The organism is Paenibacillus polysaccharolyticus (genome assembly GCF_023714295.1).
Classification (GTDB): Bacteria; Bacillota; Bacilli; order Paenibacillales; family Paenibacillaceae; genus Paenibacillus; species Paenibacillus polysaccharolyticus_A.
In genome coordinates, this window is record NZ_JAMAUN010000012.1 from 56,140 (window position 1) to 80,442 (window position 24,303).

A 24,303-nucleotide genomic window follows, 5' to 3' on the forward strand; every position below is an offset into this window, starting at 1 on the left:
TATTTTTGTTCTGTAGTGCGTGAAATCGTTAACGCTTGAAATACCAACTCAGGCTAGGTACAATGGATGTACACAGTAACCGCTAGGGGATGATGATAAAATGCAGCTGAAAAAGCTAAATGATAAAAGCATTGAACAACTATTTGAGGCAATCCTGACACTTAAGGATATTGAAGAGTGTTATGTCTTTTTTGATGACCTCTGCACCGTGAACGAGATCCAATCCATGTCCCAGCGGCTGGAAGTAGCACGTATGCTTGGCAAAGGCAACACATACAACCAGATTGAAGCAGAGACGGGCGCGAGCACGGCTACGATTTCGCGTGTTAAGCGTTGTCTGAATTACGGGAATGACGGTTATAAAATGACGCTGGAACGCCTGGGGCGCTAAGTCGTGAAGAAGCCGGGTGTACTCATCATTAGTCACGGTTCTCAGGAGAAAACCTGGGTGGAATCCGTCGATGACGCGATTTCCCGGTTGAATCTGCCTGATCCGTTACCTGTTGAAGCTGGATTTCTGGAATTGGTGGATGGGCGTTTAATTCAGGACGGTATTAACCGACTGGAAGGGCAAGGTGTAACGGACCTGTTGGTGGTACCGTTATTTGTTTCCTCTGGCAGCACCCATGTGGATGAGATCGAATATGCAATCGGGGCGAAGGATGCACCTGAGCGTGAAACCGATCTTGAACCTTTTGAGGTGAAAGCACGGGTTCATTTTGGCTATCCGGTGGATAATGATCCTGATATTGCGGTGATGGTGTGGGACAAGGTTCGGTCACTATCACAGCAGCCTGATCAGGAAACGATTTTGCTTGTCGGACATGGCAGTATCCATGATGGATTCCGCCAGCGCTGGGAAGCAGGCATTTCTTCGCTTGCGGAACGAGTGCAGCAAATCAGTGGAGTCGCTCACACAGACTATGCATTGCTTAATCCGGAAAGTGTATATGACAAGGCGAAATACTGGTCCGAAGAACGCGGCAGTCGTGTCATTGTGGCACCGCTGTTTTTGAGTGCCGGTTATTTTACCCAGCATGTTATTCCAGGTCGACTTAAAGAGTTGGAATATGCATATAGTGGGGAAACGTTGTTGCCTCATCCTTTGCTTGGGCAGTGGCTGGAGCGCCAGATTCAGTTTTTGCTGGAGAAAGTGTGATGAGGTTGAAGATTGAAGTCAGTTTAAGATTTAAAGATTGAAGTTATAAAGGTATCATCTATTTGTGCATAACGAAAACCACGCCCAAGGACGTGGTTTTTTTGTGTGAATCCATGATTTAACTAATTATCCAGCCCATTACCTAAACCAGGCTTTATTTAGATTGTTCGCAAAGTTGTTATCGTTAAAAGGAACATTGGCACTGCCAAAGTCCGTTGTATTCAGGGCATTACGCGCAGCTGGAGTCAGATCGTCCCAACCGATTAGCGGCTGAGTTCCCCCAACGACATTGGTTACACCAAGCTCGTGGTTGAGCGGCCAGGTACTGTTATAGGAGATTTTCGGATGATCGCCCTGCATGTTGCTGTTGCTTGGTGTAACTTTGGTGAACTGCCCATGACCTGAATAGGCGATCGAGAGTACTTTCGGATTGGCAACCGCCGGATTGTCTACCCATACGACGATGCCTTCCCAGTCATGACGATGTCCAAATCCCGGAGATGGGTTGTCTTTAGGGAAGTACCATGCGTACATGATCGCCCATACGCCATTATGCCAAGCAGAACGGGAGTAGACCTGACCCAGATTGGAGCTGCATCCGCCATTGTGTGATCCGGATGTTGCCAAACCTGCGCTGGTATTGCCCTGTGCGTCAACGGCTGGAAACGGCACGCATCCATGATAGACCTTCAGAAAAGGTTGAAAACGTTTGGCTGTGATCTGGGTGGCTGTTACAGGGGTGATTTCTTGAAAACCGACGACTTGGTCATGATTAATGACGGCAGCCTCCGCAACGGTGCCTATCGGTAAATAGGCGAGGAGGGTAACCATTAGCATCAGTACCAGTTTTTTGGTTTTTTGCATTGTTCAATTCTCCTTTGTAAACGTAGTAGGGTGAAGTCAGTTATGTATGGATGTGTTCTGTATATCCAGGATACTGGAAAAATATTGATTTAGGTTATATTTTTATATTGAGATTTGTAAATTTGCTGTATATTTTTGTCATAATATAATTAGTCGTGGACAGCAGAAAGTACGGAGATTAATTCCTGTGCAAGCGGGCAGAATGGAAGATCAGTGGTTTTTTTGCAAAAGAAGTTGGAAAGATCAGTTTCAAGATGACTTTGACTGTTTACTAGGGTAAGGGACTTTTGGTGTTAGGATTTATGCAAAAATCACGGCTGGAATAGGCTAGGACATCTTTACGTTTGATGATATGATAGAAGCAATAGCTTTTGGAATGGGACGTCATTCCTCTGGCATAGTAATATATAGTGTTTGCGCAGGATTAACGAAAGTTCATGGTTGTGTTAAGTTGAATGATTCCCCTTGGTGGACTGATGCAGCGTAAGAAGATGAAGTCATTCGGACTCATGGATAATGTGGAATAGGTGGCGTATCAGATGAAAAAAGCTCGATTAATATATAATCCGACTTCAGGCCGGGAAGAAATGAAGAAACGTCTAGCTGATATTTTGCAACGTTTGGATCAGGGTGGTATTGAGGCTTCTTGTCATGCTACAACGGGGGAAGGCGATGCGACCCGGGAAGCGGAACTGGCAATTGAACGCGGATATGACATGATTATCGCTGCTGGTGGAGACGGTACGTTGTATGAGGTTATTAATGGTATGGCTGAACGGGACAATCGCCCTCCACTGGGTGTGTTTCCTCTGGGGACGACCAATGATTTTGCGCGTGCGCTCGGCATTCCAAGACAATGGGAAGATTATGTGGACCTGGTCATTCAGCAGCAGACGCGTCCCTTGGATCTCGGGAAGGCGAACGACAGGTATTTTATCAACATCGCAGGCGGCGGATCGTTAACCGAACTGACCTATGAAGTGCCGAGTCGTTTGAAAACGATGATCGGGCAACTGGCCTATTATATGAAGGGGATTGAGAAAATGGCAAGCCTGTCCCCGCAGGAATTAATCATTCGTGCGAATGGTCAGGAAGAAATTCATGATGAATTCATGCTGTTCCTCATTGCCAATACGAACTCCGTTGGCGGCTTCGAGAAGCTGGCTCCGGGGGCGACCATTGATGATGGGTTGTTCGATGTCATAGGTGTACGCAAGTGTAACCTGGCGGACATGATTCGTCTTGTTACTTTGGCGTTACGCGGAGAGCATCTGAACGACAAAAAGGTTGTACATTTCCAGACAGATTACATGGAAGTCAATTCACCAGGCTACGTTCAACTGAATCTAGACGGTGAGCTGGGCGGTACCTTGCCAGCAAAGTTTACGAATCTAAAGCATCATCTGCAGCTATTCCATCGGTAAGTTTTCATCAAAATAACGTCTCTGAGATTCGTTAGAATTTTGGAACGTTATTTTTGGCTTGAAAAAGGTAGTCCTTTTTATAAAGATTATGAAAATTACGGAAAAGTTCATTACAGTTCAAAAAAGCTTAGATTAACTCACCGTCATTGCAGGCGGTGAACTATATGAGAAAGAAGTGAATGTACGTTGTCTAATACGAACCGCAGCGGTCGTGGAAAAAACCGCCGGAATTCGGCTGCTCCTCAAGGGAAAGGGAAGGCTTCAGCTTCTCGTCAGCCAAGTCAATCAACTCGTCCATCTACAAGTCAGTCAGGCAAAGAGGTGCGGCCAAACGTTGCATCTCTTTCTGGTGCGCGTTCCAAAAGCAGAGCACGTGAATCTTCACCAATTGAAGGATTACCCGTTAGCAAAAATGAAGAAACCGTCATTGAGATCATTGGCATGAATCATGACGGTGAAGGTGTGGGCCGTGCGGACGGATACACACTATTTGTGCAAGGTGCCCTTCCTGGAGAAACCGTGCGCGTGCGTGTGATGAAAACGAAGAAGCAATACGGATACGCCAAGTTGCTGGAGATTGTCAAAGCCAGTCCGGATCGTGTATCCGCTCCATGTCCGATCTACGATCAATGCGGTGGATGCCAGATTCAGCATATGAGCTACGCTGGTCAACTGGCATGGAAACGTCAGCTTGTGATCGATAATCTGCAGCGGATCGGGAAGTTGAACGTGATGGAGGAGGATGAGACTTGGGCAAACCGTTCGGAACAGTCTCCATTCGATGAGCGAACAGGTGATGAAACTGTACAAACCAACGAGAGTAATCGCACTCGTCTGCGTCTTGAAGGTGTCATGAACGAAGAAGATACAGAACACGCGATTCGTGTCCTGCCAACGATGGGTATGGAGGAGCCGTGGCGTTATCGAAATAAGGCACAGGTGCCTATCGGTGTAACCGAGGGCGGTTTGGTGGGTGGTTTTTATGCCAAAGGTAGTCACCGGATCATCGACATGGAGACCTGTCTTATTCAACACGAGCATAATGATGAAGTCGTGGCGAAGGTGAAGGAGATTGGCAGCCACCTTGGAATAAGTGCATACAACGAAGAAACAGGCCGCGGCCTGCTGCGTCATGTCGTAGTGAAAAAGGCGTTCCGTACAGGCGAGATGATGCTCGTTCTGGTGACGAACGGCCGGGATATTCAACACAAAGACGAGTGGATCGGCAGTATCCGTGAAGCGATTCCGCAAGTGGCGAGCATCTGCCAGAACGTGAACAAAAAGCAGACGAACGTTATTTTCGGCGATGAGACCCGTGTTCTGTGGGGCCGGGATGTAATCTATGATTATATCGGGGATGTGCAATTTGCAATTTCTCCGCGTTCGTTCTACCAGGTCAATCCGGTGCAGACCGAAGTGCTGTATGGAAAAACGGTAGAATACGCCGGGCTTAGCGGGAAAGAAACGGTTATTGATGCGTATTGCGGCATCGGAACGATCTCTCTTTTCCTGGCGCAACATGCAGATCAGGTATACGGGGTAGAGATTGTACCCGAGGCGATTGAGGATGCGCGCAGTAATGCGATGCTGAACGAGATGAAGAACGTGAAGTTCGAAGTCGGTGCCTCCGAAGACGTCATCCCTCGCTGGAAAGAACAGGGCATCGAAGCCGACGTCATCGTGGTCGATCCCCCGCGTAAAGGCTGCGACCCGCGTCTGCTTGATACCATCCTGGAAATGAAGCCGGAACGCGTGGTGTACGTGAGTTGTAATCCGAGTACGCTGGCACGTGATTTAAGAGTGCTGGAGGATGGCGGCTATCGCACCGTGGAGGTAACGCCGGTGGATATGTTCCCGCATACGGTGCATGTGGAGTCGGTGGCGATGTTAGTCCGGGTATAGAGTTCTGGGGCCCATGTACCTGTTTAAAATAGCTATCTAGCCCGAAGCTTCTAAAGTTCGGGCTATTGTTATTTTTGCCAAAGTAATATGTTCAGCGCAAAGCATTGGTTATAGCTTCTGTTCGTCGGATGGATCAGTTTTTAATAACGTTGTGTCGTTTATTGTTTTCAAGAGCTGCAGTAAGACGGGGTAAAGATATCCCTGACTTTTTGGCCTCCTTCACAACTTCAATTACTGAAAAACCTGCATTGGTATTGTTATATTCAATGGAAAGTCGTGCTAAGCTACCCTTTGCAAAAATAACCTTGTTAAAAAGTATACCGAGAAGTGGTGGTGGAATTTTAGTCAGCAGTAGAGAAATCATATCCATTTTTGCACCTCTTGCTTTAAGTACAGGTACAATTTCCCTCATATTCTTCCCAACATTGGCGAATGAGTCACGATGATTCAAGAGTGCTGGAAAACTTCCCCGTCTCAACACTTCGGCTTCCATAGCTGCGTTCATGGCAAAGTGATTCCATAGCCAATTTTGCATATCCTTTATCCAACTAATTTTAAAATGGGCACTTTCAAATAAATCTTTGACCTTGTTGTTTATTGGTTCTGTGTCTACCCGTGGTTTTTCAAGAAATATCATTTTAAAAAAGCCGCCTCTAAGTCTATTGTTCGTGATGCCGCCTCCTGCTCCCGGGAAGCCAAAGACAACATTGTTCATAAACAAGGGGGAGATCGCTGACTTCAATTCTTGCCAAATGTTATTGAATATGAGGACAGGGGTGGTTCCTGCAACAGTCGACAGTAATTGTGCTACCTCTGCAAGTTGTTCCGTGTTGACACTTACAATAATGAGATCATAATTTGGACGTATCTCCTCATGAAGTTGGACGTTCCAGCTTTCCTGTATGAACTGTTTCCCTCTTCGTGCGTCCCACATTTCAAGCTCTATATGGCTTCCGAAGGTTGCTTTTCTCCCTTTTCTAACGTAGAACTCGACGGTATGCCCTGCCTTTTCAAAAGCCCAAGCATACTGGGTCGATATTAAACCTCTACCAAAGAATAAAATTCTCATATGGCCTCCTTAAAAAAATATTTTCGTCCTTGTTAATAATCCAACAACGTGTTGTATAATGTTATTGTATGGATTCATTATATGGTCATCAACCATCAGATTTTTAATATCTGTCGTATGACGGGGTGAACAGATTGAACAGAAAATGGAGGAAAACCATGCATAAGCAACCTGAAATTACGGACAAAACAAGGCAGACATTTATAAATGTATTCTGCGATTTATATAGCCGGAAACCAATCGAAAAAATATCCATTCAAGAGATTGCTAACCAATCAGGATATAACCGCAGTACATTTTATCAATATTTTACAGATATCTATAATTTGTTGGACTGTGTTGAAGAACGCATTTTGAATTCCATTAACGAGGAAATGGCAGGCAGAGAGTTTTCTACACATACGTTCCAAGATGCGCTGCAGTGCTTGGAAAATGCAGAGGACATTGCAATTCTGAAAGCCCTCTTGGGCGACTATGGCTCTGTACATTTTGTGGAACGCTTGAAAAGAGAAATTCCCTTTGAACGGCTCATCGTGGATTTTCCAACAGATGATGCTTTGGCACCATATATCATTGAGTTTTACATATCAACATTAATATCAATGTTTCGCCTTTGGATACGCAACGGCAAAGATCTATCACCAGAAGAGTTGGTCGGACTGATTGATAGCCTATTTGCAAAGGGGATAACGCCATATCATATTTTTGGATCGGGCAATCCGGGGCGCCAACGAATCGAATAAAAAGTTATGGGTACGAGGAAAAAGACAGCAGATAAATCAATATATGCGACAACGAATTCTGCGCGTTTTTTGCTACTATGACAAAAAACCTGATAATAGAACCTTTACCGGCATACGGTGCATGTAAATGTCTAATATTGATGGTAAGAAATGAAATGTGACGGCACTACTCAAAAGGTAAATGAAATATAACAACCATTGTCTCGAAAAGCCTAGTTGAAGATGATAAGGAGTAGCTAATATGAATAGATTTAATTGTCCTTTGTTGTGGCTATCCCACACTGGAGGAAAGACAAGGTTGGGAAAATTGTTGTTTATGTAATTGGGAAGACGATGGACAAGATGATCCGCACGCAGATGAAGTTTGGGGCGGACCCAATCAAGACTATTCACTCACTGAGGCTCGTGAGAACTTCAAAAAACACTACGTCATGTATCGAGATAGACAAACAATTTTAAACCAAATGGACAAAGAAGTTCAAACAAAGAAAAGATTACTTCATGCATTTGAAAAACTTAAAACCGCAAATATTGAATCTGCCCAACAAATATGGCATGAAATCGACTCCTTCGAAAAGGAACTGGATGATATTGTTCAATCGTATTCATAGCCCTGCGCCCTGTTAGCTATAATTTTCTCATGGTTATCGCAGCCTGAATTTTTAACTCCCAAGGGTGAAAAGATGTGTTTACTTAAAAATTGTTCATAAGTAAATCCTGTAATCTTTTCTATAATGTACGCCAGTAAAATATAACCTGAATTACTATACTGGAAAGTAGAATTTGGAACAAATTCAGGTTGTAAATCCGTGATCAAATGAACTATTTTCTCGGTTGTCGTGGGTTGCTTCATTAATTCTTTAATATTAGGGAGTTGTGTGATATTGGGAATCCCAGATGAATGTGTTAATAAATGATGCAATTGAATCTGATCACCGTATTTATATGAGGGTATGAACTTGGAGACTGTATTCTTCGTTCTTTTCCAAAGATATAAAGAAATCATGAATTTCGCTTTCTAGAGTTCGCAATGATTTATCCTCCAAGTTCCCAATTTGTATCTTTAATCATATAAGTATTTATTGGAAAAACAAGTCTTATCGTTTTTTCACCAGTGGGGTAAAATAGAACGAGGAGGTCTGTAGAGACCTCCTTTTTCATTTGCCATTAAAGCTATTAAACTAAGCGACCTTACCTGTGAGATTAATCCCATCTATTGAATTTTGAACTATATCATTTTATCAAAAAGTCGAGCAAAACTCAGGTATTCATTCCTAACCAGTAGTCGATCCGAAAACCGTGGTCGAAGGAAGTTTAGTTACGACCCCTGCCGAACCGGTGCGGGAAGGTTATGTGTTTGGGGGTTGGTACAGCGATGAAGGATTGACCACCGTGTATGACTTTGCAACTCCGGTGACGGCGAATATGACGCTGCATGTAAAGTGGAAGGCTCTGTTTACGGTCAAGTTCGACGCAGGCATTGACAGGACTCCAGCGCTTCGCAAGATCGTGGTTGAGGGCGATGTGGCTCATGCACCTGACCCCTCTGAACTTCCATCCAATCCCGGAAATATCATTTACGGATGGACTAAAAATTTCTCAACTAAAATTCCTTACGATTTCGAAACACCGGTGACAGGGAACTTCACCTTAATTGCAATCTGGAGTGGTATTTATACGGTGAATTTCGAGACTAATGGTGGCTCAGCAGTAGAGACTCCCATATACGCAAAGTGGACTGAATTCTAATAAATAGTTTGACGGAAACATGAAAAGTTAAATCAAAAGCCGATTGCTCTGAAACTCAGTGCAGTCGGCCTTTTACGTTAAAAAGACATTATTCAATCCCGGTTATTCCTGAGTAGAGCAACGGTTTGGTTGAGGAATAATCAATGCGGTCATCTTTTTGTCCAATAGGATTTTGGAAGGGGGATACCCTTTGATTTTTTTGAATAGTTTGCTGAAATAGAAGGTATCTTCAAAGCCACATTTATATGCAGCGTCTCTGACGGAAAACTCACCGCTAAGAAGAATATTTTCCGCATTGCTGATCTTCATTTTATTAATATATTCCTTTACTGAAGAACCGGTATACTTTTTGAAAAGGGTTCCGTAATAGGCCGTAGTTACGCCGGCAATATGGGCAAGTTCGTCTACTTTAATCGGATGATGGAGATTATTCAGAATATATGTGATGCTTTTCTGGATTCTACTGTCTACGTTCTGAACGTGAACTCTGTAATAGAAGCGGTTGAAATATTGGTGAAGAATCATCAAGAGTAATGCGCGAGCTTTGATTTCAAAACCGGGTACTTTTTTCAACCATACAAGTGTCAGTTCATTGTATAAAGATAATAATTCTTCGGAGAAGCCGATATGACTTACGAGGGGAAAGGGAAGCTCAACATGATTGCCCTTAATATCGTATAGTTGAAAATTGACAGCAAAACTCTCAATCGGATTGTTCGCATCGGTAGTTGCGCTACGTCGACTGTCTTGCGGAATACAAATGAGATCACCCTGATTAACTTCAACATATTCATCATTGACCTGGTAAAGAGCTTTCCCGTTTGTAAAATAGGTCAAATCAATAAAGTTCGTTGTTGCATCTTCAATCATCCAGTTTGGAGTAGAGCGCCTGTTGATGAAATAATCGATTTGCGGATTGATTTCTTTGTAGTCCATAATCATCTCCGTTTTTGTGTGACGAGAGAATTATAAAATGTAACCGTTTTCTAAAAAAATACAAAGCATCTGGACTTCATCCATGGAGTTAATTATAAGGACTGTATATCATATTATCAATCATCAAGTCAGAGTGACATAGAGATCGTTTACAACATCGGTGAGTAGCTCCCAACATCAGAAGGGGGTGTTATACATCGTTAGCCTTCTATAAAGTCGGTACAAGAGGAACAAGGAAATGCTGAAAAATATCAAATCTTCAATCCATACTATATTAAGCAGGCGGCTCTAAATCGCATTTTCAGAAGCTGCTCTGAGAAAAGGGGAAAATAAAGATGAACCGTGAAAAGTGTTTAATCCACGTCTCCCGCATGCTTGTTGTTATCATGCTATTCTCCGTATGTACCTTTGCTACTGTGCCGGCTGCCGCGGCTGAAGATGAACTGACCGTTGACATGACTGCCCAACAGAATGTTGAACTGAACGATCTCATTGCTCAAGCTGAAGCTCTCAAAGCGGGCAATCAAGAGTTCCCGCTCCAAGTAAGTCAGTCCGGGGACGGCTCCGATGTAAACCAAGCTTTCCCTTGGGTGAGCACAGGTGAACTCCAAAATCTTGAACATGCGATTGAGTTGGCCCGTCATCCTCTCACGCCTGCGGGCGAGGCCATAGCCACACTGAAGGACGCTATAGTTCATTTCACTGCCAGCATCAAATCGGATGGTTCAGATCCCTATTTTCGTCTTGATCCAGGTCCGGGTAAGTTAGCTGTCAAAATCACAGAGCCCACCAATGTCTGGACTGCCAAAAATCCACCCCTTGACAGCCGTGTTCCTGCTGATTTTGCGGGTGGCACGTTCGAAATGATTCCGTATCCTTTTGTAGATTCCCAAGGCAAAGCAGATGTACTTCGGATTAACTATGTCCATAACGGGACAGGTAACTTTGGCGGGATGTCCATTCAATCTCCCTTATCCCCAAGTGTAAGCATACCTGAGGGAGCAACGATTGATTTTGATGTGTATTATCCGAAGAGCGCCCAAGGCAAATTCATGAGGTGGAGAATCCGAAATGCGGGCAATGACATCGATGCCTACCTCAGGGATTATGAATACAACAACCTAAATCCCGACTGGGTTAGCAACTACAATGGTGAAACCTGGTTATTGAAGCATCATAGTATTACGGCTACAACAGGCATGTCCTCTAACTTCATTCTTGAGCTCCATGGTGAGAACGGACGTCCTGCCGAGACTAGTATGCTTCTGGTGGGCAATATCAAAATAACCCAACCAGACCCGAACGGTATTTCGCTCCCTAGCGCAGTGAACAAGGAAAACCAGAGTGCCGTTACACCTTTAAAGGATATCTACAACAGAGACAATAGCAAGTTTATGGTGGGCACGATCGGAACTGGAGCAGTAACCGGGACCAGAGCGAATCACTACGAAATCTTTGTCGATGGCAACAATCTCAAAGCCGATGCTACGCATCCCCGCGGCCCGAATTGGCTGAAAAGTGTTACTGGCGATACGCTGGGCGGTGCAACCACTGCTCCGGGTCTAGGAGAATACAGTTTCCCGACCAACGCTTATCGGTCAATCCGGGATTCAGGAACCCCCGGGCAATACAAATCCCACGGCCACGTTTTGGCATGGTACAACCAGGCTCCTGCATGGATGAGACAGATGATCCCTGCGACCATTACGTTGGGATACAATGGCACAACCGACTATTACGGGTTAGGTAACGGTGTTACAACCACGGTTAAGGTAGACAAAGAAATGGCTAGAAGAGTGCAGTTTAACCATACGATGTATGTAATGCGGCACTTTCTGACCACAGATACGAAGTATGGCTCAAGCATATCCAGAGGAGTTATTCCCTTCAATTCATGGGACGTACTCAATGAAGAGGTTCACGAAAGTCGTCACAGCGAGACGATTCAAGAGGACCCGAACAGTTGGAGACAGACACTTAAAAATACGAACTGGCTTGCAGCAATGTCAGATGATGTCATTGGCAGCGAGATATCGGAGCATTACATTTATTTGCTTTTCAAATATGCGCACATTGCAGCTCCCAACGCCCAGATGGCGGCGGCTTACAAAGCTAAGTATGCTGACCTTCCCGAGTACATGAAAATGGATGGGAACGACAATGCCGGTAGCATAGATGCCTATATCATGAGTGATCCGCCAAAGTTGACTTACAACGATTATGACATTTCCAATCGTACCAAGGCGAGAACGGTATACAACATGGTTCGCGCACTGAACACCGCATGGCTCTCCGATCCGTTATATGACGGAAGACCCCTTATTGAAGATATCGGTATCCAGGGTCACGATACGATTGGAAAAACGCTTGCAAGTGATAACCAGTATGCTGTAGCTCTCTATGCCTCTCTCGTGGATCAGGGTCTTCTGTCCGGTATTGCTTATTCCGAACTGGATCTTAAGATGCCAACGACTACCCCCGGCGGGGGGGCGGTTGCTCCCGCAACGCTAAATGTCAAACAGTCGGATGCCCTTGGTTATCAGTACGCGCTGCTGTACAAAATGTTCGATAAGTTTGCACCGTACATCGACCATATTATCAGCTGGGGCGTAGCAGGTTCAGGATGGCAAGGGAGTTATGTATTGTTTGACAGTCAAAGCAATGCCAATGCCGGTTATTATGGGGCCGCGAATCCAGACCGATTCATTCTTGGACATTCCTATCTGGATGAATTCTATGAAGGTGAATATGAGAAAATCCAGAGCGATGCAATTGATCTTGGCGATCTCGGCATCTATACACCCCGTGGTCAAGTGAATGTGAACCTCAATCTCAGCGGCTTGATACTTAGTGCGGGAACACTTCAACCCGCTTTCAATGAAGCCAATACCGAATATACGGTTTCCTTACAGGATGCCAACAGTATGAACGTGATTGCCACAGCAGCGGATCATAGAGCAACCCTCAAAGTGAACGGCGCAGTTGTTGCTAGTGGTACAGCTTCTGCAGCCATATCACTAACACCTGGTACAACAACGGATATAAAGATAGAGGTAACAGCCTCAGACGGTACGGTTAAAACGTATACGATAAAAGTAGCGAACGGCAAAACGGGCACACCGTGGATTCCGTCCAATCCATCTACGCCTACAGCGCCTGGACCGGCATCCCCAGTTGTTCGGGGTGAGACAGTAGCTACGAAGCAAGCGGTGAAGAATGGAACTACATCTGCCATGACATTGGATCTGACAAAAACAAAGGAGCTACTGGCGAACAATGCCACCATAGATATACCTGTGGAGCACGGAGTGGATTCATACACGGTGGGCTTGCCTGCTGCAGCATTGACCAATGGAACAAAGGATGAAAAGCTCGCGATTTCCACTGAATTAGGTGAAGTTGTAATAACGGGAAACATGTTGACTGGCATAGCTGAAGATAGCAAGGAAGTCACTCTGGAAATTGCAAAAGGCGACAAGTCTAAGCTCCCGGCGGAAGTAAGGCTGGCTCTAGGTGATCGACCGTTCATACTGTTCATCCTTACACTAGACGGTAAAGAAACAGTCTGGAGCAATCCTGAAACCGAAGTAACGGTATCTGTACCTTACAAACCGACTGCAGACGAACTGAATAATAACGAACGAATTGTTGTATGGGATATTGACGAAAGTGGGAATGTGCGAACCTTACCGAGCGGACGTTATGATCCCAAGACTGATAGGATAACGTTCACTACTACTCAATTCAACAGCTATGCGGTAGCTTACGTATTCAAGACATTCTCAGATCTCAGTAAAGCCGAATGGGCTAGGAATGCGGTCGAAGTGCTTGCTTCTAAGGATATTATCAAGACAGAGGGGGAGGCGTTCCATCCGTCAACCGATATATCAAGAGCAGATTTCCTATATTCCCTTGTCAGGGCATTTGGATTGACTGCAAAGGTAAATGGTAATTTTAGCGATGTACCGGAGAAGGCATACTATTATAATGAAATTGCCATTGCCAAAGCCCATGGTATTGCGAATGGTATAGGTATCGATAGATTTGACGGGGATAAGAAGATCTCAAGGCAGGATATGATGGTACTGACAGCAAGAGCTTTGAAACTAAAGAACAAGATGAATGATCAGGGGACAACTGCGAACCTGGACAAATTCTCTGATAAGTCCAAAATGGCTTCGTATGCAATGGATAGTATAGCAAGCCTCGTTCATGAAGGATTGATCGAAGGCAACAATAACAAAGTCAATCCGCGAGGAAACACAACCAAAGCAGAAGCTGCGGTGTTCCTCTACAGAATTTATAATAAGTGAGAAATGAAACAAGGATCAAAAAACCGCGCTAACGATGTTGGCGCGGTTATTGTTGTAGGTGTCTGTATGAGGTGAGGTAGGGAACCTGCTATTGAAATGTGCGTAATATTGCTAAAAAGGATAAGAACGAACTACTACGAAGCGCGAAGATGATCCCCTTTGTAGCTCAGCCGATAATTAATATACCTTCACGTCCGATCCAAGCAAGGACTTGTTCTGCACCGAATTACCAGATAAATATACTTTTTTCAGCTTGGGCAGCTTGCTTAAGGTCTCCGCATCGGAAATGGCATTGTTTTCGAGATGGAGTTCTTCAATGGCTTGCCAGTTGCTCATAAAATCAAGCGAAACCAGGTTACTGTCTTGTAGGGTAAAGGAACGCAGAGCGGATAGCTTGGAAAAGTAAGGCATCATCTGGTCCACTTCACTGACAGATGCATTGTTTATGCTAAAATAGGGCTCCTCTAAGGTTAGGTGCTCAAGCACTTTGTTCTCCGCGCCTACCTGTTGTTTGAAATTCAGCCTGCATTCGGAGCACACCAGCGATTTCACCTGCTTCAAGCGAAATAAGGCATCACTTTCACTGTACAATGATGAATCATCAATGTTTATTTTTTGTAAGCGAGGTAAGCTATCCAGAGCGTTTAGACGAGTGATTTCACTGATCTCGGAAAGGGAAAGTTGTTCCAGCTTCGGGAATTTCCCAAGTGTGGCCAGATTTAACTCCCCGCTTCCGCCTCGAAGCGCCAGGCTAGTTGCGGCCGGTGCCTTCAGCCCGGAGAGGAAAGAGCCAGGAATTTCTACCTTTCCTGCATTGGGTAATGTCAGTGCTTCAGCATTCTCGTAATAACCGGACAACGTTAATTCCCGCAATGAGGATAGACTATTTATGGCCTTTGTTGAACTAAGCTTGCTTAAGGAAGCCAGGCGCAGTTTGGTAATCGAGGTTTTACCAGCTAACGGTTCCAGACTGGAAAAGTTTAAACTCTCGATGTCCAGCTTCTGTAGAGCAGGCATATTTTGTACAAAATCGATGGACTTTACGTTGTTCAAATAGGAAAGCTGAAGTTCTTGCAGCTGGGTTAAGGCATATAAAGGCTGCAAGTCTGTGGCTTCACTGTAGTTGATGGATAAGGATGTTAGCCCGGTCATGGATGACAACCATCCCAGTTCATTGACAAAAGTGAGCGACAAGGACTTGAGCGGCAGTTTGTTTAACAGGTGAAAATCCGTGATGGACTCATCGACATAGGTGATCGATAAAGAGTTCAGGTTAGGAAATTCCAGCAGTAAGGCTAGTTCCTGATTGCTACGAAGCTGGGTAGTCAGGTGCGTAATTTTAGACTTGTCACCAAAGTAGTTGGAAAAGGAATTAAAGGATTCGTTAAAAGCGCCACCATAGCTTTTCAATCCAGACATATGAGCAAACGTGGTTTGATCCGTTTGGGCAATTTCATAGGTTCCCGTCAAGTCGAGTGCCGTAAGTCCTGTGAAGGCTTCAAAATCTCGCTGATCAATCTCCTGTGTGTTCAGTTTCTTGTCCTGAGTAACATACGTGATCTTTTCAGCCTTTTCATCGCTGAAGGGATCGGAGAAGCTATAGGTAAACTGCCATTGGTCACTATCCAGATAATCTACGGTCAGATAGCGCACACGAGCGAGTTCCTCTTCTGTCGGCAAGGCAGATCCTTTATCAAAGATGTCCCGTAAAAAGGAGAGCAGAACCTCGCTTTCCGGCATCTTGTGTACAGGCAGATTGGCTTCTGTTTTTTGAAGCGTGGAACTCGTACTGGAGTAAAAATAAGCACCGATGGCACCTGATAGGAGTAACATCAGTATCAGTAGTAGCCTTACGGAGACGTTTGGCTTCGGCGCTGCCTTAGGAGGCGTTCCGTGGTAATGATTAATGGTTTGGTCTACATAATAGACATGGTTTTGCTTCAATAAAAGCTCTGTTTCACAATACGGACATTTTAAAACTTGCCCCTCCTTGTATTCAATTCTTCCGTTGCAATTGGGACAGTTTAACGGAATAAATGCCATGGATGCCTCCCCCTTCAAGATGATGTTTGTAAGTCTTGTTGTGCTGCTTATTGGCTTGAGACCAATGATTTATCATAGATGGCCGGGCACACACACTGGTTTATCGTCCTAAAGTGTTACGTTCAATAACAGAATGAAGTTTCACATAACAAAGGAGCAGGGGAAACCTGCTCCTTTTTGGACTGTTTTTAGTTTAAAGTCCACTAAGCAATGGATGTGATTGGATGTTTAACATGTACAGGATAGAGGTTATCACCATGGTTTTTTACAAAAAGACCTTCGTTGGTCACCGTACTTTTTAAATCCATATCGTTGTCCTCATCCGGGGTGAAATGAAACGTTACTTTCTCTGTATCGCCATCTGCAATCGTATTCAAAATATCTTTCATATTGATTTCGTTTAGGCTGACAACATCGAAGAGGTTGATATTGCTGTTTTCTTTCTGATAAATGACAATGACCTTTTGGTTTTCCAAATAATAAATATCATCATTAAACACATTCAAGCAATAAAACATGAATATGCCGGGAGTGTGGTCGGTAGCAAACCGCTTGGAAACAGGCAGTCGTTGCGACGCGAATTGCCGAATAAGATGTAAATCCTCTGTGTCAGTTACATCGAGTTTCCGCAGGTTCGCAGATTCTAATGGGTTAGCTGAACAATGAAAGTCGATTGAAAATAAATGTTCTTCTAAGGGTTTGAACCCAAACTTGGGGTAGAAATCAAGAACGGATTCATTGGCAAAAAGGTACATGAGATCATACTTGTTTTCGTATTCCTCCAAAATTTTGTTCATTAGACTTGCAGATAGACCCTTCCCGCGGTAGTCGGGATGTGTCATCACCGTTCCGATTTGAATTGCTTTTTTCTTCTCTCCGTGGATGACCAGTTCTAGAATATTCACGGATGCATTAGCAATAATCTGATCTCCATCTACAAACGAGAAAGGAATGTATCCTTCGCCCCAGCATCCATGTTGGTACCAATTTTCGAAATGGATATCAAACGTACTTGCAGCGAGCTCAAAAAAACTTTTCCGAAGTGTATCATTGTTTTTAAAATCTTTTGTAAAGATCAAATTTTGCATGGTATTTTCTCCTCTTGGATATCTAACAAGTTTATTGATACTTAACAGTTATAACTTACCATTCTACTAGATGTTATTCAGCAAATGAGTTTAAAAACCTTCTTTTAACAACTTCATGTTAATAGTAATAAAGAAAAGAATTGCCTATGGCAGTTCTTTTATACCTATTAGTACTAAAAAAGTGATAGAACATGAATCTGTTCATATTTAATTTGTACAATATACCAGATTCAAAATGTGGGTTTACACTTCAATAATAGGAGAATTATACCGATAAAACCTATATAACATAAAAATGTTCAGCAGTGTCTAAAAATATGCAAACACTGTTTGATCTCGGCAGAGGCGGAAACTATAGATGAGAAAATACCAACAAAGGAAAATTCTTAAAATAATGAAATCATTGTATGGAGTGATTGATGAGATTCATCAACATTTTATAAATAGAGATCTCTCAACGGTAATTAAACTTTTGATAGACTGCCAAAATGCAGTGGTACAGATCGGAGAGTTTATCGAAAAGTTAGAGGGTGAAGACACACAGACGGTTAGATTGCTAACGAACTACCACAAAAGTTTGTATGATGTGGCCGTAGTGATCGAAACGACTGATGAAAAATTTACCAATCGATTAAAACAAGAACTTATCGCGATCGAAGAGAGTATTAACAGTGAACTTAAGCCGAATAGAATCGAGGTTGCATTTTTTCCATATAAGGCATCGATGTGGGATGCGCTCGAATCAATTTGGCTTGCTGCAAAAGAGGACCCTGCTTGTGATGCTTACGTCGTTCCGATTCCTTATTTTGACCGACTCCCTGGCGGTGAGTTAGGAAGGGCGCATTATGAAGGGCATCAATTTCCTGAATATGTACCTATCGTACATTGGAAAGATTATAACATGGAGCAACAACGACCAGATATTAGCTTCATTCATAATGCCTTTGACAGTGGTAATGTAATTACTACGGTTCATCCAGATTACTATAGTAATCAATTGAAGAAATACACTGAATTATTATGTTATTCTCCCTATTTTGTAACATCCAATGAGACTGAACAACAACTCGCTCTTTCAGCGGGACTTGTATATTCTGACAAAATATTTGTGCAGTCTGATCAAGTTCGTGAAGCTTATGTTAATGCCATTCAAGCATACGAACAAGATCAAAACTTCGTGGGTGGATTCGGGAAACTGGAGGAAAAGATCGTGGCATCCGGTTCTCCGAAATTTGATAAAATAATAAACTCCAAATCAGAAGGTTTTATCTTACCAGATGAGTGGAAGAAGTTGATTGAAAGAGCTGATGGTTCATGGAAAAAAATTGTACTCTACAATACCTCAATAGGCCCCATCCTTAAAGGGAATGAAAAGTATATTGCAAAATTGCGGTCTGTATTTGATATCTTTCGTAACCATAATGATGTCGTTCTTTGGTGGCGGCCTCACCCTTTGAGTGAGGCTACTTACAGCTCCATGCGTCCTTTGCTTCTGGAAGAGTATACACAACTTATCCAAGAGTATAAGTTAGAGGGCTATGGAATCTATGATGATTCTGCAGATTTACATCGGGCCCTGAAACTGAGCTCTGCTTTTTACGGAGATGCAACCTCATTAGTTCCAATGTACCAATGCATGCCCAAACCTCTAATGGTTCAAAATGAAGAATTAAGTAATCATCTTAGCATCGGAAGTATATGTGATACAGAGGAATATTTATATTTTCTAACGTTGCATATGAACGGTTTCTTTCGATTAGACAAGAAGACATGGAATGTGGAGCATATGGGGAATTTTGTGAATGATAACATGCTGGACTGGAGAGTGTATCACTCTATTCATCAGAGTGGAAATAAACTTTATTTCTCTCCGCATTCTGCGGGTGCGATCGCTGTATACGATATAGTAGAGTCCGCTTTTGATTATATTGATTTACCTGCACCAAAAGATATAAACTATAACGTTCATAGTAAATTCTCGAAAATGATTGAATGCGATGGCGCACTCTACTTTATTCCGTTACACTACCCGGGTATTGTCAAACTCAATCTGGAGGATAACAGTACGGAGCTTATAGATGAGTGGGTGGATGCTGCCATAGAGAAGGGGAATCCTGAACTAGGCTTTTTCTCAAATGGTGTTTACGATAAGAAGCGGCATTTACTAGTCCTGGCATTTATTAATGCTGATGCAGTTATGGAGATTGATTTAATCCAAAAAGGTACTACATTGAATGTCTTGGGAAATGGGAAATATGGCTATTCAGATATAGTTTTAATTAATAACCGCTACTGGTTGTTGCGCTTGGAAAGTCCCGAATTAGTTAGCTTTAATGTAGAAGATAACTCAATTCTAAAATACAAACCAAATTTTAAAATCAAATCTGCAGATGAATTAGGTCCATTTCAAAAAATATTATATTTTAATGATTCCTTATATTTAGTCCCGGCTAGTGTACAGCAGATGGTTAAGTTTAGTTTGCTAAACGATTCGTATTCTTATGTAGATGAGTTTTGTCCATCTAGTTTGCAAGGCAGCGATCAGCCGTCCGAAAACATTCATACTGGATATTTTAACGTGTCATCAAGTGCTACAGATCGTGTTTATATTACAGAAAAACATAGTAACCGATTTATTCAATTTGAACCAAGTACAGGTATTCTACGTGAAGAGTACATCACACTCACAGTCGATTCAAGTAATATGGGCAATTTCTCTATGCATAAACAACAGAAACATATTAACGACTCCAACAGTTGTGTCTTTTGGGAACATCCCTACTTTGCCACTCTTGAAAATCTGTTGCAGATGATTTCTAAGCCTTCACTTGAGTCATGGGTATCCAAACGACTGAAACAGCAAGCCGAATTCCAACTTGCACATATCGCACATGCTGATGGTAATGCGGGAATTGAAATCTATGAACATTCGAAGAAGGCGGTGCTGGGATAATGAAATATGACTATTTGATTGTAGGTGCAGGACCATTTGGAGCCGTGTTTGCACACGAGGCCATCAAACAGAATAAAAAATGTTTGGTAATCGACAAGCGCAATCATATCGGGGGAAATATTTATACAGAGCAGGTAGAGGGGATTAATGTACACAAATACGGAGCACATATTTTTCATACCAACGACAAAGAAGTATGGGAATATGTCAATCGTTTTGCAACCTTTAACCGGTATACGAACTCACCCATAGCGAATTATAAAGGTGAGATATATAACTTGCCATTTAATATGAATACTTTTTATCAATTATGGGGAGTTACAGATCCCGCTGAAGCAGCGGAAAGAATAGAATCACAGCGCCTGAATTGTGAAGAGCCACAAAATCTCGAAGAACAGGCGCTCTCATTGGTTGGACGCGATATTTATGAAAAGCTGATTCAAGGCTATACGGAAAAACAATGGGGACGCAGTTGTAAAGAGCTTCCAGCATTTATTATTAAACGGCTACCCGTTCGCTTCACTTGGGATAACAACTACTTCAACGATCAATATCAAGGGATACCTGTTGGTGGTTATACGCCAATTATTGAAAAGCTGCTTGAAGGTAGCGAAGTTAGATTGAATACAGACTATTTCGAAGCAAGAGAAAACTTTGATCGAATGGCTACGAAGACTATTTATACAGGCATGCTTGATGAGTTCTATGACTTTAGGTTCGGAGCACTAGAATATCGTACTTTGAAATTTGACTCTGAAGTCCTCGACAAACCGAATTATCAAGGTAATGCCGTTGTGAATTATACAGATCAGGAGACACCATTCACCCGCATCATAGAACATAAGCATTTTGAATTTGGTACGCAGCCAAAAACCGTCGTTACACGTGAATATTCAAAAGAGTATGAACAAGGAGACGAGCCCTATTATCCGGTCAATAACCAGAAAAATAATACAAGCTATTTAAGTTATAAAGAGCTGGCGGATCAAGAAACAAACGTCATTTTTGGCGGAAGGCTAGCTGAATATAAATATTATGATATGTGGCAAATTGTAAGGAACGCGCTGGACACAGCGAGAAATGAACTGGGAGAGGTGTAGGATTAACATTGTGCCACAACGATGGCGAAGGACAAGGTCGAGAAGCGGAGGAGGAAAGCTTTGAAGAATTCATTGATGGGTCTAGCAGGGATGAAGATACGGGCAGGTGATGGCCTGCAAGAACTGGGACACCCGGAAATGCTGAGTACTCCTGTATTTTATTTCGCACAGCCTGGAGATCAGATAAGGCTTTTGGATTCAAAATTTAAGTTTAATGTCGCAACCTATGAGCCAGAGATCGAAGATCGCTGGATCTACACCTATGATTATGCCCCCGAAGAGAGCTGGACGATTTATCGACAGGATCTAAACGGGGATACTTACAGACAAGATGATTACATTTTTTCAGAGTGTGTTTACTTTCGGATATGCTTGCGGAAAATGGACGGAACAGAATTCAAAAACGATGAGGATATCAATCAAATCCTTTCGTTCGAGAGAGAGCAGCCTTATCTGTATGAAATGAAGCCTTGGTTGAAGAAAGAAGTGGAGCGTGTTTCGGAGCGCGTTATGAATCTTCATGAAGAGGGCGAGCTTTCCTTTTTACTCTTGGCGGATTCGCACTATACAGTGAATGGAACATGGGATGATACGTCTGCAGCTATCCAAAAGCTTCATCAAAAGTTGAATGTTGATGGAATTATTCACTTGGGTGACTTTACAGACGGTATGACCACACGTGAGGTGAGTCGTTATTATGTTGAAAAGATTCTCAGCGATCTAAGGAAGTGTGATGTTCCTGTATGGGCGACACTGGGGAATCATGACACGAACTATTTTAAAAATAATCCAGAGCCCTTTTCTTTGAAAGAGCAGTGCGAACTGTATCTGGGCAGAGATGAACCGCGATATGCTGTTGATTTTGCAGACCAACGACTACGTTTTATTTTTCTCGATTCTTTTGATCCGAACGAAGCTCTTCGTTATGGGTACAGTGCGCCATGTATTCAGTGGGTGAAGGAACAATTGGTGAGCATACCAGAGGAATGGCAAGTTATCATCTTTTCTCATGTTGCACCTATGGGGCGTCTACAATACTGGGCAAAAGAAATGCGTGGCGAAGAAGAATTGATGGAGATACTCCATGAACATTCCAGTAAGATTATAGCTTTCATCAACGGTCATAATCATGGTGATTTAATTGACAACATAGAGGGTTTCCCAATTTTATCGATATTGAATTCAAAGTGTGAAGCTTTTACAGAATATAAGTCGCCAGGTTTTGTCACCCCTCATCGGAAATTAGAAGATTCTTCACAAGAAGCATTCGACGTTATGGTTGTCAATACAAGGAAACGGCAAATTCGTTTCGTGAGATTCGGTGCAGGTAACGATAAGATCATCTTAGATGGAAAGGCAGAGTGGCTTTAATGAAAATCTGGGGTCATCGTGGGGCCTATTCCTCTGCACCGGAAAATACGCTAGAGGGTTTTCAATTGGCAGTTCAAATGGGGGCCGACGGGGTAGAACTTGATGTTCAGCTCACCAAAGATGGAGAAGTCGTTGTTATTCACGACGAAACCGTGGACCGAACCAGCAATGGTCAAGGATGGGTAAAGGACTTTACATTATCCGAGATCAAGAAGCTTAATTTTAATAAAAGGGGTCTGACTGAACCAATGTTTATGGAAGTTCCTACATTGGCAGAAGTGTTAGAATTGTTGAAGTCAACAGGATTGACCCTAAATATTGAGTTAAAAACAGGAGTTATTTACTATGACGGCATTGAATCTATCGCATTAAAAGTCGTTGAACAATATGGAATGTCTGACCGGATTGTGTGGTCATCATTCAACCATTACTCTATTCAGAAAATCAAACGATTGGAGTCATCTTCACGAACCGCATTGTTATGTGGTGGGGGAATCTTAGTCACAGGGGAGCAATGCGAAAAGGTTGGTGCTGAAGCACTACATCCGAGTGTGCATATGTTGCGGTATCCTTCTCTAGTGGAAGATTGTAATAAAAGGGGAATACTTATCCGTCCGTGGACAGTAACGAACGATGAGGAGCTGAAGCTCGCAGAGAGTATTGGGGTAGATTCAGTAATGGTTAATCAAATTGACTGGGCAAAGGATGTTCTGGCCTATGGAAAATGAGATGAAACTTAATCGTATGAAAAAAGGCCCGCTTACTCCAGAGGATCTAAGAGCCGTTCAACAGATACAAATTGAAATGTTAGCAGAAGTGGATAGAATATGCCGTCTGAATAATATTAATTATGCGATGATTGGCGGTACGATGCTCGGGGCTATTCGCCATAAAGGATATATTCCGTGGGATGATGATGCGGATATTGGTCTGCTTCGAGAAGAATATGAAAAGTTTCGTCAAGTGTGTGAAACGGATTTAGATCATAGCCGGTTTTATTTTCAAGATATGCGGGCAACTCCTGGTTATCGATGGGGATATGGAAAGATTAGAAGGAAAGACACGTACTTTCTCAGGGAAGGACAGGCTCACATGCCCTATGAATCCGGGATTTTCATCGATATTTTTCCCTTCGACAACGTTCCTGATGGGAAAATTGCTGAGAAGTTGCATAACCTTCACTGCACAATAATCCGGAAAATCTTATGGTCAGAAGTAGGTAAAAAGACAGACCGTAACCCAGTCATGAGAGGCGTGTACTCTCTGTTGAGCAGAATACCGCTTGAAAAGGTGTCTAATCACTTACAGCATTTTACGGATAGAGGGAATCAAAAAATCAGCAAGCGTGTGCGAACAATTACGTTCCCAGCTCCTGATAAATACAGCGAAGGGATGAAAGAGTGGTTTGAGCAAACTGCCGAGTATTCTTTCGAAAACCTTAAGTTATTGGGGCATCGTGATTATAATGCATATTTAAAGCATAAATTTGGCGACTACATGGAGCTTCCTCCTGAGAGTAAACGAAAGTCGCATCCCGTTTCATATTATAGACTTCTAGACAAATGGTAATGTATTGTGAACGTCAACTC

19 protein-coding genes are annotated in these 24,303 nt (G+C 43.0%); 13 read left to right on the plus strand and 6 right to left on the minus strand.

Annotated features, from left to right (window positions below):
• Nucleotides 1-100: 100 nt before the first annotated feature.
• Nucleotides 101-391 carry a YerC/YecD family TrpR-related protein gene (locus tag M3629_RS23255; protein WP_017690665.1) on the plus strand — a complete coding sequence of 97 codons (291 nt, stop codon included), beginning with the start codon at nt 101-103 and terminating at the stop codon, nt 389-391.
• Nucleotides 392-394: 3 nt separating this feature from the next.
• The gene (locus M3629_RS23260) at nt 395-1,159 is read left to right on the plus strand and encodes a sirohydrochlorin chelatase (protein ID WP_251510703.1); all 765 of its coding nucleotides are present in this window, start codon (nt 395-397) and stop codon (nt 1,157-1,159) included.
• Between the two features lie 138 nt (nt 1,160-1,297).
• Here the strand turns inward: M3629_RS23260 and M3629_RS23265 are convergent, their stop codons facing one another.
• The gene (locus tag M3629_RS23265; RefSeq protein ID WP_251510909.1) at nt 1,298-1,996 is read right to left on the minus strand and encodes an NPP1 family protein; all 699 of its coding nucleotides are present in this window, start codon (nt 1,994-1,996) and stop codon (nt 1,298-1,300) included.
• 566 nt (nt 1,997-2,562) lie between these two features.
• Here M3629_RS23265 and M3629_RS23270 point away from each other — a divergent pair.
• Together M3629_RS23270 and rlmD are read left to right on the plus strand one after the other, a co-directional pair.
• Nucleotides 2,563-3,447 (plus strand): diacylglycerol kinase, encoded by an 885-nt coding sequence (locus M3629_RS23270; RefSeq protein ID WP_251510705.1) that lies wholly within the window; start codon nt 2,563-2,565, stop codon nt 3,445-3,447.
• Between the two features lie 186 nt (nt 3,448-3,633).
• Complete coding sequence (gene rlmD / locus M3629_RS23275; protein WP_251510707.1) at nt 3,634-5,349, plus strand: 23S rRNA (uracil(1939)-C(5))-methyltransferase RlmD; 1,716 nt, start codon at nt 3,634-3,636, stop codon at nt 5,347-5,349.
• Nucleotides 5,350-5,482: 133 nt separating this feature from the next.
• Here the strand turns inward: rlmD and M3629_RS23280 are convergent, their stop codons facing one another.
• Nucleotides 5,483-6,418: a ketopantoate reductase family protein gene (locus tag M3629_RS23280; protein ID WP_251510709.1), complete on the minus strand. Its 936-nt coding sequence runs from the start codon at nt 6,416-6,418 to the stop codon at nt 5,483-5,485.
• Nucleotides 6,419-6,576: 158 nt separating this feature from the next.
• Between M3629_RS23280 and M3629_RS23285 the strand changes: the two genes are divergently transcribed.
• Nucleotides 6,577-7,161: a TetR/AcrR family transcriptional regulator gene (locus M3629_RS23285; RefSeq protein WP_251510711.1), complete on the plus strand. Its 585-nt coding sequence runs from the start codon at nt 6,577-6,579 to the stop codon at nt 7,159-7,161.
• Nucleotides 7,162-7,442: 281 nt separating this feature from the next.
• Nucleotides 7,443-7,772, plus strand: a complete 330-nt coding sequence (locus tag M3629_RS23290; protein WP_251510910.1) for a CPCC family cysteine-rich protein — start codon at nt 7,443-7,445, stop codon at nt 7,770-7,772.
• Here the strand turns inward: M3629_RS23290 and M3629_RS23295 are convergent.
• A complete protein-coding gene (locus M3629_RS23295) occupies nt 7,757-8,167 on the minus strand; it encodes a serine hydrolase domain-containing protein (RefSeq protein WP_285888985.1) in 411 nt (136 codons plus the stop codon). The genes M3629_RS23290 and M3629_RS23295 overlap by 16 nt on opposite strands.
• A gap of 293 nt (nt 8,168-8,460) precedes the next feature.
• Here M3629_RS23295 and M3629_RS23300 point away from each other — a divergent pair, with 293 nt between their 5' ends.
• Nucleotides 8,461-8,910 carry an InlB B-repeat-containing protein gene (locus M3629_RS23300; protein ID WP_251510714.1) on the plus strand — a complete coding sequence of 150 codons (450 nt, stop codon included), beginning with the start codon at nt 8,461-8,463 and terminating at the stop codon, nt 8,908-8,910.
• 102 nt (nt 8,911-9,012) lie between these two features.
• Here the strand turns inward: M3629_RS23300 and M3629_RS23305 are convergent, their stop codons facing one another.
• Nucleotides 9,013-9,846 carry a helix-turn-helix domain-containing protein gene (locus tag M3629_RS23305; RefSeq protein WP_251510716.1) on the minus strand — a complete coding sequence of 278 codons (834 nt, stop codon included), beginning with the start codon at nt 9,844-9,846 and terminating at the stop codon, nt 9,013-9,015.
• Between the two features lie 335 nt (nt 9,847-10,181).
• Between M3629_RS23305 and M3629_RS23310 the strand changes: the two genes are divergently transcribed.
• A complete protein-coding gene (locus tag M3629_RS23310; RefSeq protein WP_251510717.1) occupies nt 10,182-14,159 on the plus strand; it encodes an S-layer homology domain-containing protein in 3,978 nt (1,325 codons plus the stop codon).
• 177 nt (nt 14,160-14,336) lie between these two features.
• Here M3629_RS23310 and M3629_RS23315 read toward each other — a convergent pair whose 3' ends face one another.
• Together M3629_RS23315 and M3629_RS23320 are read right to left on the minus strand one after the other, a co-directional pair.
• Nucleotides 14,337-16,202: a leucine-rich repeat domain-containing protein gene (locus M3629_RS23315; RefSeq protein ID WP_251510719.1), complete on the minus strand. Its 1,866-nt coding sequence runs from the start codon at nt 16,200-16,202 to the stop codon at nt 14,337-14,339.
• A gap of 203 nt (nt 16,203-16,405) precedes the next feature.
• Nucleotides 16,406-17,290: a GNAT family N-acetyltransferase gene (locus tag M3629_RS23320; protein ID WP_251510721.1), complete on the minus strand. Its 885-nt coding sequence runs from the start codon at nt 17,288-17,290 to the stop codon at nt 16,406-16,408.
• A gap of 358 nt (nt 17,291-17,648) precedes the next feature.
• Here M3629_RS23320 and M3629_RS23325 point away from each other — a divergent pair, with 358 nt between their 5' ends.
• The 5 genes from M3629_RS23325 to M3629_RS23345 are packed head-to-tail and all read left to right on the plus strand — an operon-like array spanning nt 17,649 to nt 24,283.
• Nucleotides 17,649-20,243, plus strand: coding sequence for a hypothetical protein (locus tag M3629_RS23325; RefSeq protein WP_251510723.1), 2,595 nt, complete (start codon nt 17,649-17,651; stop codon nt 20,241-20,243).
• Complete coding sequence (gene glf / locus M3629_RS23330) at nt 20,243-21,343, plus strand: UDP-galactopyranose mutase (RefSeq protein ID WP_251510724.1); 1,101 nt, start codon at nt 20,243-20,245, stop codon at nt 21,341-21,343. Before M3629_RS23325 ends, glf begins: the two co-directional genes overlap by 1 nt.
• Before the next feature lie 60 nt (nt 21,344-21,403).
• Nucleotides 21,404-22,714 carry a metallophosphoesterase family protein gene (locus M3629_RS23335; protein ID WP_251510726.1) on the plus strand — a complete coding sequence of 437 codons (1,311 nt, stop codon included), beginning with the start codon at nt 21,404-21,406 and terminating at the stop codon, nt 22,712-22,714.
• Entirely contained in the window at nt 22,714-23,442 is a 729-nt protein-coding gene (locus tag M3629_RS23340) for a glycerophosphodiester phosphodiesterase (protein WP_251510911.1), read from the plus strand. The genes M3629_RS23335 and M3629_RS23340 overlap by 1 nt, the downstream gene beginning before the upstream one ends.
• The gene (locus M3629_RS23345) at nt 23,432-24,283 is read left to right on the plus strand and encodes a LicD family protein (protein ID WP_251510728.1); all 852 of its coding nucleotides are present in this window, start codon (nt 23,432-23,434) and stop codon (nt 24,281-24,283) included. The genes M3629_RS23340 and M3629_RS23345 overlap by 11 nt, the downstream gene beginning before the upstream one ends.
• Nucleotides 24,284-24,303: the final 20 nt, after the last annotated feature.